12 protein-coding genes are annotated in these 13572 nt (G+C 59.2%); 4 read left to right on the top strand and 8 right to left on the bottom strand.

Features of this window, described 5'->3' with window-relative positions; all coding sequences use genetic code 11:
• The first annotated feature begins 244 nt into the window (after window positions 1–244).
• From JG739_RS23195 to JG739_RS23185, 3 genes are all read left to right on the top strand, one after another.
• A complete protein-coding gene (locus JG739_RS23195) occupies window positions 245–1792 on the top strand; it encodes a helicase HerA-like C-terminal domain-containing protein (protein ID WP_202363548.1) in 1548 nt (515 codons plus the stop codon).
• 206 nt (window positions 1793–1998) lie between these two features.
• Entirely contained in the window at window positions 1999–3150 is a 1152-nt protein-coding gene (locus JG739_RS23190; protein ID WP_202363547.1) for a nucleotidyltransferase family protein, read from the top strand.
• Between the two features lie 151 nt (window positions 3151–3301).
• Entirely contained in the window at window positions 3302–4954 is a 1653-nt protein-coding gene (locus JG739_RS23185; RefSeq protein WP_202363546.1) for an ABC transporter ATP-binding protein, read from the top strand.
• A gap of 211 nt (window positions 4955–5165) precedes the next feature.
• Here the strand turns inward: JG739_RS23185 and JG739_RS23180 are convergent, their stop codons facing one another.
• The 8 genes from JG739_RS23180 to JG739_RS23145 form a co-directional block, all read right to left on the bottom strand.
• On the bottom strand, window positions 5166–5444 hold the full coding sequence (locus JG739_RS23180) for a PqqD family protein (protein ID WP_202363545.1): 279 nt from the start codon (window positions 5442–5444) through the stop codon (window positions 5166–5168).
• Window positions 5441–6307: a hypothetical protein gene (locus JG739_RS23175; RefSeq protein ID WP_202363544.1), complete on the bottom strand. Its 867-nt coding sequence runs from the start codon at window positions 6305–6307 to the stop codon at window positions 5441–5443. The genes JG739_RS23180 and JG739_RS23175 overlap by 4 nt, the downstream gene beginning before the upstream one ends.
• Window positions 6304–7434: a methyltransferase domain-containing protein gene (locus tag JG739_RS23170; protein ID WP_202363543.1), complete on the bottom strand. Its 1131-nt coding sequence runs from the start codon at window positions 7432–7434 to the stop codon at window positions 6304–6306. Before JG739_RS23170 ends, JG739_RS23175 begins: the two co-directional genes overlap by 4 nt.
• A 13-nt stretch (window positions 7435–7447) precedes the next feature.
• Entirely contained in the window at window positions 7448–7867 is a 420-nt protein-coding gene (locus JG739_RS23165; protein ID WP_202363542.1) for a tail fiber domain-containing protein, read from the bottom strand.
• Between the two features lie 257 nt (window positions 7868–8124).
• Window positions 8125–10005: an asparagine synthase (glutamine-hydrolyzing) gene (gene asnB, locus JG739_RS23160; RefSeq protein WP_202363541.1), complete on the bottom strand. Its 1881-nt coding sequence runs from the start codon at window positions 10003–10005 to the stop codon at window positions 8125–8127.
• Window positions 10006–10020: 15 nt separating this feature from the next.
• The gene (locus JG739_RS23155) at window positions 10021–10557 is read right to left on the bottom strand and encodes a lasso peptide biosynthesis B2 protein (protein ID WP_202363540.1); all 537 of its coding nucleotides are present in this window, start codon (window positions 10555–10557) and stop codon (window positions 10021–10023) included.
• Between the two features lie 148 nt (window positions 10558–10705).
• Window positions 10706–11530, bottom strand: coding sequence for a L,D-transpeptidase (locus JG739_RS23150; protein WP_202363539.1), 825 nt, complete (start codon window positions 11528–11530; stop codon window positions 10706–10708).
• Window positions 11531–11791: 261 nt separating this feature from the next.
• Window positions 11792–12454 carry a haloacid dehalogenase type II gene (locus tag JG739_RS23145; protein ID WP_202363538.1) on the bottom strand — a complete coding sequence of 221 codons (663 nt, stop codon included), beginning with the start codon at window positions 12452–12454 and terminating at the stop codon, window positions 11792–11794.
• A gap of 156 nt (window positions 12455–12610) precedes the next feature.
• Here JG739_RS23145 and JG739_RS23140 point away from each other — a divergent pair, with 156 nt between their 5' ends.
• The gene (locus tag JG739_RS23140) at window positions 12611–13489 is read left to right on the top strand and encodes a branched-chain amino acid aminotransferase (protein ID WP_202367591.1); all 879 of its coding nucleotides are present in this window, start codon (window positions 12611–12613) and stop codon (window positions 13487–13489) included.
• Window positions 13490–13572: the final 83 nt, after the last annotated feature.

Here is a 13572-nt window from a genome sequence, read left to right as displayed (position 1 = left end):
CTCGGCCGATAGGCCTGGAATGTCAGTCTACGGTTCCCCGTCGCATATCACAATGCAACACGCGTCCTGCGACGGTGAACCGTCAACCGATTGCCAAACATGCGCAAAATCCGCAAGCTCCAAAAAGCCCAATTTCGACCATGGCCATTGTCGCTGCGCAATGGCGTCATTATACCTGCGGCGAGCCCCGCTACTTTCAATAGATCAGGGTATTCAACACTTCAGGTTTGCGGAGACCGAACACATGGCTGACGACAAGAGTATTTTCATCGGAGCCAGCCGAAAGCCTGATGACAGCTACCAGCGCGCCGAAAACCTGCTGCTTCAGTATGGCAATCGTCATGGCCTGGTCACCGGCGCGACCGGCACCGGCAAGACCGTGAGCTTGCAGATTTTGGCCGAAGGTTTCTCCAATGCCGGCGTGCCGGTCTTCTGCGCCGACATCAAGGGCGACCTGTCCGGTATCGCTATGATGGGCACGGCACAGGATTTTCTGGTCAAGCGCGCCGAGCAGGTCAAGCTCGATCCCTATGATTTCCAGGAATTTCCGGTCATCTTCTGGGATCTTTTCGGCGAGCAGGGCCATCCGATCCGCGCCACCGTCTCGGAAATGGGGCCGCTGCTGCTGTCGCGCCTGATGAACCTGTCCGAGGCGCAGGAAGGCATCATGAACATCGCCTTCCGCATCGCCGACGAGGAAGGCTTGTTGCTGCTGGACCTGAAGGACCTGCAAGCGCTTCTTGCCAACATCGCCGAACGCGCCGAAGAAATCGGCGCTCGCTACGGCAATGTGACGAAACCTTCGGTTGGCGCAATCCAGCGCACGCTGCTGGTTCTGGAGCAGCAGGGCGCGACGAATTTCTTCGGCGAGCCGGCATTACGGATCGCCGACATCATGCGCACCACCCGCGACGGGCGCGGCGCGATCAGCGTGCTGGCCGCCGACAAGCTGATGATGAATCCCCGGCTCTATGCGACATTCCTGTTGTGGCTGATGTCGGAACTGTTCGAGGAGTTGCCCGAAGTCGGCGATCCCGACAAGCCAAAGCTGGTCTTCTTCTTCGACGAGGCGCACCTTCTGTTCGACGACGCGCCTAAGGTGCTGATCGACCGCGTCGAACAGGTGGTCCGCCTGATCCGTTCGAAGGGCGTCGGCGTGTACTTCGTCACCCAGAATCCGCTGGATATCCCCGAAACGGTTCTGGCCCAGCTCGGCAACCGGGTGCAGCATGCCCTGCGCGCCTACACCCCGCGGGAACAGAAGGCCGTGAGGACTGCCGCCGAGACGTTCAGGCCCAATCCCGACTTCGACTGTGCGACCGCAATCACGCAGCTCGGCACCGGCGAGGCGCTGGTCTCGACGCTGGAAGCCAAAGGTGTTCCGTCCATGGTCCAGCGGACGCTGGTTCGCCCGCCGTCGTCGCGCCTTGGCCCGATCACGCCTGACGAGCGCCGCACGCTGATCGCCGAGAGCCCGGTTGCGGGACAGTACGATCAGACCGTCGATCGCGAATCGGCTTTCGAGATGCTGCAGAAAAAAGCCAAGGATGCGCTGGACGCGGCGGCGCAGCAGCAGGAGAGCGGCGGCTCGCGCTGGACCATTCCAGGCTTCGGCAATGACGATCCCACCCCCCGCCCCACCGGCGGCAGGCGAGCGCCGGCGCCGCGAGCATCCAATCGCCAGTCGGTGGCGGAGGCGGCGATTAAATCGGTGGTTCGCTCGGTCGGCACGTCGGTTGGACGGGCGATCGTGCGCGGCATCCTCGGCAGCCTGGCTAGGGGGCGGCGCTGAAAGCACCGCATCGGATCCAAAACTGGGCGCCGATGCTTGGACTACAAGCATCGGACCTAGGAGTGGGCATCGGTTTTTGGGCCAATCCGATGCTCAGGCACAAAGTGTCGAGCCGCCGAAATGGGCGCCAGACCTGGAGAACCCGCTATTGTGCAGCAGGTGCCACCAGCCTGATTTGGGCTGCGAACGGCAACGGAGCTTTAGTCATGCAGGAAATTGATGAGCTGCTTTGCGCCAGCTTGCGTGGCGAAAACCCGCCTTGGCCGGAGCACGGCAACGATGAGTTCGTGGACCGCTTCCTCGAGCGGAGTGCTTATCACGGTGTCCAGGCGCTGCTTCATCATCATATTGTAGATCGCGAACGCGTTGACCTGGGTTGGCCGGAAGTTGTCCTGGCTACTTGTCGTCAGCAGGCCACTGCTCAAGCATTGTGGGAGATGCGCCACCAGTACCTGCTGAATCAAGTACTGGAGCGGCTAGTGGCCATTGGCATCCATCCAATTCTGTTCAAAGGCACCGCCTTAGCCTACGAGGTCTATCCGGCGCCTTTCCTGCGTATAAGAGGTGACACGGACCTCATTGTGCCGTCGGGCACGCGGGACCGGGTAGCCAAGGCATTAGAAACTCTGGGGTTTCGTGAACTGGGAACAAGAGCGGAAGTCATCAGCGGTCAGACGAGCTACAGCTGGACAGACCCCGTCTCCAGTCAGGAACACACCCTCGATGTGCATTGGCGGATCACCAATTCCACACTTCTGTCAAATCTGTTCTCGTATGAAGAATTGCGCTCCGACGCCCGGCAACTGCCGAACTTAAGCGCGAATGCCCTCGCAGCTGATCCAGTGCACGCGCTCGTGCTCGCCTGTATGCATCGAGCGGTCCATAAACACGCTTTGTATTATGTCGATGGCGTGGAATATTATGGCGGCGATCGACTGATCTGGTTCTACGATATTCAGCTTCTGTTCTCGATGCTGTCGCCGTCGCAACGCAATGAGTTTGTTGAACTTGCCGAGTGTAAAGGATTGCGGGCGACCTGCCTGGACGGCATTGAGGCGACCCGAGCCCGTTTTCATACCACTATACCCGAAGCCGTGTCTGGCGCGCTTTCCCGTCCTGGACCGAGAGAAGCCGCTTCGGGCTATCTTAGCGGATCCAGGGTGAGCCGAATATGGATGGACTTCCAGGCCGCGAGAGGCGTGCGAAACAGGTCCGGTTTCCTGACCGAACTCCTCTTCCCGCCGGCAACCCATATGCGGCAAAAATATCGCCAGGCAAACTCATCGTGGCTGCCTTGGCTCTACATGCGCCGGGCCATGGCCGGGTTTTTAAAGTACTTACACACCCCGAACAGGTGACTGCTATATGCGGCTGTGGCCCCGCAAAATCGTAAGAAAATCTACCGCGATTGATGATGCAGCCTGACTATTGGTGCTCGCTCCAGCAGATCACATCGATCGATCCCTTTGTGGAACTATGAACAGATTGTCGAAAATTAATGAGACAAACATGCTGCTGACATTAGCGGCACCTTATCGCCTGGCGTTGGCCGTTGGCCTGATATTGATGCTATGCGAAAGCGCTGCTTTGTTGGTTATGCCCTGGCTCGGTGGCAGGCTCGCTGAAACGTTTCTTCAAGAACGGGCAGGCAGCAGCACGATCAATATTCAGGTACTCTTTCTAGGTGCATTGGCGCTGTTCGCGGTTCAGTCTGTTTTAAAATTCAGCAATATATACCTGCTTGGCGGGACTACCACACGAATACTGGCGGACTTGAAGATCCGAGTTTACGACCATCTTCAGGCCTTGCCGCTTGCTTTCTCCCACCGAAGGCGTCACGGCGATACGCTCGCGTTACTCACCCATGATGTGCACGTCGTGAGCGATTACATCAGCGGCACAGCACTTGCTGCTTTGCCGCTCTTCTTCACCGTCAGCGGGGCATTGGCTTTAATGTTCCGAATCGATTCTCTTCTCGCGATGTCCGCTGCAATCATGATCCCATTGCTCTATTTACTGCTTAAAGTTTTCGGACGACGCATGCGGCCATTGGCGCGCCAACTTCAGGAGGAGCACGCCATTGCCATCGCCATTGCTGAGGAAAACCTCAGCATGCTTCCCGCCATCAAGACCTTCACGCGCGAACAGCAGGAATCGCAGCGTTATCGGAGCCAGATCGAGCGGGTCGTCAGCTTGAGCGCCAAGGAGCGCGCTATCCATGCCGCATTGGGGCCGGGAGTTCAGCTTGTGGCGGCGGCCGGGGTCGTTCTTATGCTTTGGTTGGCCCAGGGGCAAATTGGCCATGGGGCTCTCACTGTGCCTCAATTGGTGAGTTTTCTCCTCTACGCCCAGGTCATGGCGCGACCCATGGCCGGGCTCGCAGACGTCTATGGACGGACCCAGCACGCGCGCGGAGCGCTGAGCCGGCTCGCAACAGCCTTGGCCGAAGAGCCTGAGCCGAACTGGCATGCGGACAAGCGGATGGGAACAATAGACGGTAACATCGAATTCCGTGGTGTCACGTTCGCTTACCCGGGGCGTGAGCCCGCATTGAAGTGCCTCGATCTATCCATCGCCGCAGGCGAGACAATAGCCATCATAGGTCCCAACGGCGCAGGAAAGAGCACGGTGGCGCATTTGCTTATGCGATTGCATGAGCCTTCCAGGGGAAGCATCTTCATCGACGGCGTCGATATTGCCACGGTTTCCTTGCGTAGCCTGCGCAGCCAGATAGGGGTTGTGCCTCAGCACGTGTTGCTGTTCAACGCCAGCGTCCGCGACAACATTGCATATGGGCGGCCTGAGCCCACACAGGATGAGGTCGAGGCAGCAGCACGGTCGGCCCGCGCGCATGACTTCATCATGCAATTGCCGCAGGGCTACCAGACGCCGATTGGCGATCGCGGCGTGCGGCTGTCCGGAGGGCAACAGCAGCGGTTGGCATTGGCTCGGGCGCTGTTGAAAGATCCGCCGGTTCTAATACTCGACGAAGCTACCGCCATGTTCGATCCAGAGGGGGAGCGCGAGTTCCTGCAGGGATGCGTGGATGTGCTGCGACAGAGGACGGTGCTTTTGATAACCCACCGGCCGGCGAGCCTGGCGCTGGCTGATCGGGTGTTCAAGCTGGATGACGGCATTATGACAAGCGCCGGAGCCGGGTAGGTCCACACCGCGCCGTCACCCAGGCTGGGTCAACTTGACCCGGTGCTTCGGGATCAGACTATCGCGCGCGCCTGCGCCGAAGCGCGCCGATCACGCGTCGCAGCGCGTGAAACATAGCGATCATACGCGTCAATGGTGCGGGAAAGTGCAAGCTGCTTAAATTCAATACGAGCGAGACAAGAAAAAAAACTTCAAACCTTGCTGGATACACTCATGCCTCTTCAATCTTGACCAGCCCCTGGCTTTCGAGCGTTTGCAACAAGCTGAATACGTCTTTCTCCAAGGGGGCAGGCTCGACCTCGTACTCGTCGAGCATGGTTCGGCAGATTTCGCCGATGGTTTTTCCTTCGGACAGCAATATCCAGATACGTGCCCCGACCGTGTCCAGCCCAAAATAAGTTCCGCTGGCGAGATCCAGGATCACCGTTTCATTGCCCACCTGTCGCGCCATCACTTGCGCCGGAATCGCCACCCTGTCAGTCAAATTCATGCCGGTTCACCTTTAAACGCGTGTTTCACGATGGCCTGCCTGACCCGCGACAGGTCTTCAAAGCGTCGGGGATAATCCAGGCGGTAAAAAATTGGTTGCCCAGCCAGGCAGGACAATTCATCGAAATGGGCGGCAAGCGGTTCGTGTGCCTCAATTTCGAGCAAGAAAGAATGCTTCACCAGTTCCATCAGAGCTTCGCGCCCAGTGATACCCTCGAACACGGCTTCCTGCTGGACACCCTCGCCGAGAAAATACACCCGGCGCAGGCGCCGGGGATGCCCACAAAAGGCGATCTCATCGCCCGCAAGAAAACGCGCCTTCGACGTGAACTGCACCGGGGGCGCTTTCCGCGCACCATCCTTGCCGACCAAGGCTTCCTCACTGTCTTCCCATAAGCGGATCGAAGGATGGCTCGGCATAATCTGAAACCCACCGTCGCACGGCTCTACCAGCAGCCCGTCATCCGTCAGGAAGCGGAACCCGTCGGTTGCAAAGCTTGCCGCCAGCGTGGACTTGCCTCGGCCTGACTCGCCGATAAATGCGATGCCCTCGCCGCTGATTTCGACCGCGCTGCCGTGCAAAACCAGCTTCCCCTGTCTGCTGAGCGCCAGGGGCAAGACCTGATTCAGATAAAGATGCTGAATGGTCGCGTCGGAGACTCCCTGCACCGGCCACACTTGGATCTGTCTGCCATCTTGGCTCAGCTGGAAATCCGCCAGTTCGGGGAAACGCAGCAGGTAGGCTCCCCCGATGCGGTAGAAGTCCGTCCACAAAGTCCCGTCTGGGATAACCCACTGGTGAAACAAGGTGGCGTCAAGTGGCATTTGCGGGCGGGCGTCCGCCACCTGAAAGTCCACCGTCATTCCGTGTCCTTGCCCAGCACCTGGGCGACAAACCGCGCTGTTTCTTCCACGGAAGGGAACAAGCCGGGGTGTTCGCGCAGCACGGCTTCTTCAACCTGCCTGACAGTCCGTTGACCGTCGCAAAGCCCTAGCACGATCATTCTTGCCTGCCCTCGGGAATTGGGTCGGGGCACATGTGCGGGGTTCCGTCTCATGATCTCGGCCGGCGTGCGCAACTCGCCCTGCCAGGTCGAATGGCTGAATTTCAGCCCTCCGGACGGAATTTCGACTTCCCAGGCGATAACCGAATCCGTCGGGCGCGCCATCACCCTCGCCTTCACCACATCGCCGCATTTTACCTCGACGGCTTCGCCGATGGGCAGGAAAGCCTGAGAACGCTTGATTGGACGATCGGCAAGCGGCGAGTTCGTCAGCCACACCCCTTTGGCCAACTCACAATCGAACCAGCCGCCGAGTCCGCGCAGGACGCCATCGCGCTCCATGCGCAACTCCGCATCCCAGGAGAAAAAGTCCGGATTGTCTTCACGAAGATCGATGCTGCCCAGCTCAGCGGGGGCGCCAAGCAATTCTTCCCGCTGAAGATTGACCGCATACTTGTTGTTGACGGCGTATTGGCCCACCCAATGGAATTCGCTGGCTACGCCCTCTCGCCGCCACCCGTCGGCCAAGCCGTAACTGGTTTCCGATTCCACTGCGGCGAGTTGAAGCCTGAGCCTGGCGGGGATCAATGCCCCCCCTGGCTTCAGGAAACGCCGCCTGGCGTCCGCGAGATACTCGATGACACCGGCATCAAAGCCGAAGTAGCCGACTTGATCGCAGATCACCACATCGACCCGTTCGGGCAGGTTGGCGCGCGCAGAGTAGTCCCCCATGAAAATCGCCTGGTCACCCCAGCCCGCGCGAACGAGGGATTCCCGCGCGACCTCGATCATGGCGGTTGCGTCGATGGCGTACACACGGGACGCACCCGCCTGCAAGCACAACAGCCCCAGGATCCCGGTTCCACAACCGAGATCCGTGATGTAATCGCCATGTTTGACGACTTGGGCGACAGCGGACTTGAACTGTTCAAGCCTTACCGAATCGCCGACATACCCCAAGTGTTCTTGCAGCGCGGAACTCGACATTCCCCCGCACGGCTCAGTGAATAGAGGGGTGCCGTATCCTCAGCATCCCGTAGTCCACCCTCTTGTAACCGTCAGGATGAACGCTTACGGCTTCCGGCATGACCGTCTCGACCTCGTCGGCCATTACACCAAACTGCCTGCCAAGGCCCCACTGCTCGCGGTATTCAGGCTTGTAGTCGAACAGATAGAGGCCGATTCCAAGCGAATGGGTGCCAATACGGACGACGTTCTCTTTGGCGCGCGGGTCGGACACCATACTCATACCGGCGGGGCCCCCATCTAGCCCGCTTCCACTCCCGCCCCTAGTTATCGCGCTTACGGAACCGTAGATTTGCAATGTGGGAGTCGAATAGGGCGCCTTGTTTGGCTCGGCAGATTTGTTTTCAATGGTGAGGTGGGATGGCGTCTGCTGGTCGTTCAGATTGCTTTTCATTAACTCAACCCTTTACGCTGGTAATCTCTCAGGACACTGTCAGACGAACTGTCTGGACGTTCTCGGTGACTATTGAATAGGATTGGCACCTTGCCACCTAGCGAAAACGGGCGCAACCCTGACGCGCAGCATTCATCGAAAGTTTGACGGATGTGACGATCAACACACTTTACACTACGCTACATCGCGTTAACGACACGTTACATGGCATCCATTAACAGTGCGTTATATGATCCATTAACAGTGCTTATATGGCATTAACGATACGTTACATGGCATCCATAAATACTCCACAAAATCCATTTCGGCATGCCGGCCTGCGGATTGTCTCGATAAGCCCGGAATAGCCGGGCCATCCCGTCCCGATCAACCCAGGTGCTACGCTCATGGGGAATCGTCTCGGTCAATGTGGCTTGCATCCGGTCCAGATGCTCACGGAGCACGATTGAAAATTCTGCCTTGCTTTTCCGTTCGAGAATCCTCTTCGGCAGGAGATTCTTCAAAGCCTGGACATGGATATATTTGGTTCTGTCTCCACGCAGCCGCAGCCTTTCCGGTAGCGAAAACGCATACTGAACGAGTTTGGGGTCGTCGAGCGGGTGTCGCATTTCGATCCCGCAATGGGCGCTCATGCAATCAAGGTCCTCCATCGCCTGGGCATCATAAGCATCGTATAGAGCCTCAAGTAGCGCCCCCTGGCCGACGCTGCGCACTCGCCGATGGTGTGATGGGGGAATAAGCTCGCGACGCATCCGGATCACTTCCCCCATCCGCGGCGAGAGCCAGTAGCAGGCTTTGCTGGTCCCGCTCCCGCGCGCCCTGCGAACCAGGCGGCGGAGACCCACCTGGAGAGCGATTGGCAGAAGCGGGAAAAACCCCTGCCGTATGAGCCAGCTCACCGCCTGCCGCGTGCCGAATGCCGTCGCGTCGGTTTTGAGGCAGTCGTAGAGCGTACGCAAATGCAGTTGCGCCAGTGCCTCTGCGTAATACGCCCGGGAGCCTTCCAGCCATTGATCTCCTCCGTGACCGCCTAGCGTCACGCGGCTCCCGTGCGCAACGGTTTGCTGCCATAGGCCAGCATGCATTGACAAGTTCGGAAACCCCGGAAACTGCCGGCCGGACTGGGCGCGTTCCGCAAACCATGAAAGAGGCATCCGGGAAGGGGGAGTCTCATGAATCCGCAACCCTAAATACTCACCCACGGCCCGTGCGTAGGGGAGTTCGCTGGCGCGGCCGTCCGCCTCTGCGAAGCCAAGCGTGTAGCCATTTATGCCGTGTGTGAGCAGTCTGTTCGAGCGGCGCAGGTGCTCCGCCACGCAAAACACCGCGGAGGAGTCGAGTCCGCCGCTCACTTCAATGGCGACCGGCCGATGCGACCGGGATGAACGCCTGACGCGCTCGAACAGTAGTTCGCGATAATGCTCTATGTATTCTTCGTCCTTGCGAAACGGCAATTTCGCCCAAAGATCCGGTTGCCAGTATTGTTCAAGTCGCGGCCCCTGGTTCCCGGCTACCATTCGATGTGCTGCAATCAAGCGCAGGATACCGGTCCATAGGGTCTCGTCCCTGGAGTACCATTCCGCCGCCAGCATTTCGGCCAACATGCCTTCATTGGGCTCCTGCTTCACCCAAGGCAGCGCAAGGATCGCTGGCAACTCTGAGGCGAAAACCAGTGTTTTGCCGTCCCAATGGTAATTGAAAGGCTTGTTGCCCATGCGGTCGCGGGCGCAAAAGGCCTCTTGTCGCCGCGCATCCCAGATTACCAGCGCGAAATCGCCGTCGATATGCGGCAAACATTCCCGCCCCCAAATCTGGTAGGCTCTCAGCACCAGTTCAGCATCCGAGCGGTCTCGAAGCACGGCGCCGCGCTCCAGCAGTTCCCCCCGCAGTTGCTCCCAGTTGTCCACCCGCCCGTCCATGACCAGGACAAGGCTTGCATCTTCGTTCGTCAGCGGCTGGGTTTCTTCCAGCGACTCTGGCGTGGTGCGAAGCATGCATTGACCGAGCCCGATGGAGCCCTTCACCCAGTGGCGGATACCATCCGGGCCCCGGTGCGCCATAGAAGTGGTCATTTTTGCCACTAACCCGGGCTCCACCGGCTTACCGTCAAAATGAATGATCCCGGCGATGCCGCTCATATCATTCCCGTGGCATCAACCAAAATTGCGCTCGAATGCGGCAAAGCGCTCGCCAACATCGACCGTATCGTTAAGAACCTTGCCCCGGTATTCGACCCAGGCATGGGCTTCAAATTTGCCGTCAGCCTTGCGCGTGCCGATGCGCAGTTCTGCTTCGATGCCTTGCCGGCGCAGCAAAAACCACAGCGTCATGGAGCGCTTCAGGCAGTTGCCGGAATATGAACCACGATACGCGGCAATGGATACCAGACGAGCGGTCTCTTGCGCCTGCGCATAAGAATCGGTCTCGCCATCTATTGAGTGAAGCGGGTCGGGGTTGCCATCTGCAACCGGAACGTTTGAAGGCGGCGGTGATTTAGGAAGCGTGAGTGACGGGGTTGCAACCCCTTTCACGCTTCGAAGATCGCAAATCCAGATCAGAATGTTTCTTGCACGTCGGAAACCAAACATCTGCAATAGCATTGCAGTGAATGGTAACAGCAACATTGCAGCGATCACTGTCCTGCGTTGTGCGGCCGTCAGGGCCAGAAATTTTTTCAGTCGATTGGCCACTGGCGCCTGCGTTCGGTTAGGAACCGTTGATAACTGATCTGATCGCTAATTGTAACCGCTTGCTTTCGGGTGACTTGCCTCCATCGGAATCCGATGCTCAGGCAAGATGCGGCGGCGACAATCCACCGCTCCAGCGCTTTCGACCAGCTCAGAAGATCGGCTCCGAGATCGCTCTTGCCGGGCCGAGCAGGATCGATCCTTCCGGGACGCCCGCATCGATTGGAATGGCTTTGCGATCTGCCGTGGCAACCAGTTCCTGACCGACGCCGGCGGTAACGATCACCGGCGTCTTGTTGGGCACACGGTCATAAAGGTCGATAATGTCCTGATTTATCAAGCGAACGCAGCCAGATGACACCGATTTGCCGATGGTATACCACTCCGGCGAGCCGTGCAGGCGGTAAAGCGTGTCCTCGTTGCCCTCGAATAGATACAGCGCCCGCGCTCCGAGCGGATTGGTGAGCCCGCCGGGCATGCCGCCATTCTCGGCGCTGTATTTTGCGTACTCTGGCTGGCGGGCGATCATTTCGGCCGGCGGCGTCCATTTCGGCCACTTTTGCTTCCACTGGACGACGGCATCGCCAGACCATTCGAAACCGGCGCGACCCAGCCCGACACCATAACGAATGGCTTGTCCGCCGGGACGCACGAAATAGAGGTGGTGGCCGGCCGTATCGACGACGATGGTGCCGGGCGCTTGGCCGGTCGGATCGGGAACGATCTGACGCAGAAATTGCTCGTCGATTTTCTCGTAGGGTATGCCCGGCAGTTCGAACCCATTGTCGCTGACCGGACCGTACATTGTTGCATAATCCATGAGCGGCGGCTCGATATTGGCTAGCGGCGGAGGCTCGACCGGCCGCCGCGCCACCGTGGTGCAGGCAGAAACCGCAATCGAGGCGGCGCCGAGCGCGGCGGCATTGAGAAAACCGCGACGGCTCAGGCGACAGGAGTCGATTTCGGGTGTGGACATGACTGCCTTTTTTAAGTCTCAAGTCTAAACAAAACAATGAATACGCCGATCAGTACGGCGCCAGCCCTACCAATGCCTGGCGCGATAGGCGGTTCCGATTCTGGCCTGAGGGTGAACAAACAAAGGCAAAGCTGTGACGGTTCCGCCCCTGTTGCGCCGAGGCAACAGGCCACAGCGCCGCGCGCCAGCAAAGGACGCTGTAGCACTTTTATTTTGCGCGTGATCCTTTCCAAGAATCCTTTCCGAAATTGAGGTCATGCGTCAGCCTGCGGTCAGCAGGCCTTCGAGCGAGGGCAGGATCAGGGCCGGTGGAAAATCCCGGTATTCCTCGGGCTGGTCGGAGCGGTTGATCCAGACTGTCCGGAAGCCGAATTTGGTGGCGCCGGCGACGTCCCAGCGGTTGGATGACTGAAACGACACCGCACCCGGATAGAGACGCCAGCCTGTCGTGACCATGTCGTAGACCGACGGATCGGCCTTGAAGCGCTTGACGGCCTCGACGGAATAGATGTCGTCCAGAACCTGGTCGAGCGCGGCCGATTTGACCGCCGCCTCCAGCATTTCAGGCGAGCCGTTGGAGAGGATCGCCAGCTTGGCGCCCGACGCCTTGAGCGCCTTGAGTACGGCCGGCACCTCCGGATAGCAGTCCAGCCGCCAATAGGCGTCGAGCAGCTGGGCCCTGAGCCCCTTGTCCGCGGAAGGAACCTTGCGCAGGGCGAAATCGAGCGCCTGCTCGGTGAGTTGCCAGAAGTCGGCGTAGGCGCCCATCAGCGTCCTCACCCAGGAATATTCCAATTGCTTGGCGCGCCAGATCTCCGACAGGAGCTGGCCGTCCGGTCCGATCTGGTCGGCATGACGGCGTACGGCTGCGTGCACGTCGAACAGTGTTCCGTAAGCATCGAAAACGTAAGCCGCATGTTGCATGCTTACAGTTTTGCGGCGAGGCAAGGCCAGGCGCAAGCACGGATTGCAAGTCACAGACCGCTGGCCTCAATAAATCTCCGCCATATCAGTTGACGGCAGGCGCCAAAGCATCTTCCAATGGCGAGACAGGACGGCTCTGAAATGCGGAACCAAGCGATGACACTGGCGGCTGCGGCGCAATCCGCGACATGGACCTTCGTGGATGGCGACTGGTATGAAGGCAACGTCGCCATTCTGGGGCCGCGCAGCCATGCCATGTGGCTCGGCACCAGCGTGTTCGACGGCGCCCGCTGGTTCGAGGGCGTCGCCCCCGACCTCGACCGCCACGCCGCTAGGGTGAACGCCTCGGCGATCGCGCTTGGTCTCAAACCATCCATGAGCGCCGAAAAGATCGTCGGGCTGACCTGGGACGGGCTGAAGAAGTTCGACGGCAAGACGGCCGTCTACATAAGGCCGATGTACTGGGCCGAGCATGGTGGCTATATGGGCGTGCCGGCAGATCCGGCCTCGACCCGGTTCTGCCTTTGCCTCTACGAATCGCCGATGATCTCGCCGGCAGGCTTTTCTGTCAGCGTCTCGCCGTTCCGGCGACCGACCATCGAGACCATGCCGACCAACGCCAAGGCCGGCTGCCTTTATCCCAACAATGGTCGTGCCATCCTCGAAGCCAAGATGCGCGGCTTCGACAACGCCCTGGTGCTCGACATGCTGGGCAATGTCGCCGAGACCGGAACCTCGAACATTTTCCTGGTCAAGGATGGTCATGTCCTGACGCCGGCGCCGAACGGCACGTTCCTGTCCGGCATCACCCGCTCGCGGACGATGACGCTGCTTGACGAATATGGCTTCAAGACCATCGAAAAGGCGCTGTCGGTGCGCGAATTCCTCGAAGCGGACGAGATATTCTCGACCGGAAACCATTCGAAAGTCGTGCCGGTTACCCGCATCGAGGATCGCAGTCTTCAGCCCGGGCCGGTAGCGAAAAAGGCGCGCGAACTCTATTGGGAGTGGGCGCATTCGAATTCGGCCGGCTGACTGGCTAAAAGGGGAACCGGCGCTTCATTCCGGAGTTGTTCCACACCAATCCAGACCTATGTTAGTCCGGTATCGACACCGGA

This window comes from Mesorhizobium sp. L-2-11, from assembly GCF_016756595.1.
Lineage (GTDB): Bacteria > Pseudomonadota > Alphaproteobacteria > Rhizobiales > Rhizobiaceae > Mesorhizobium.
The sequence above is the reverse complement of the archived record's forward strand: the minus strand, read 5'-3'. Positions and strand labels throughout refer to the sequence as shown.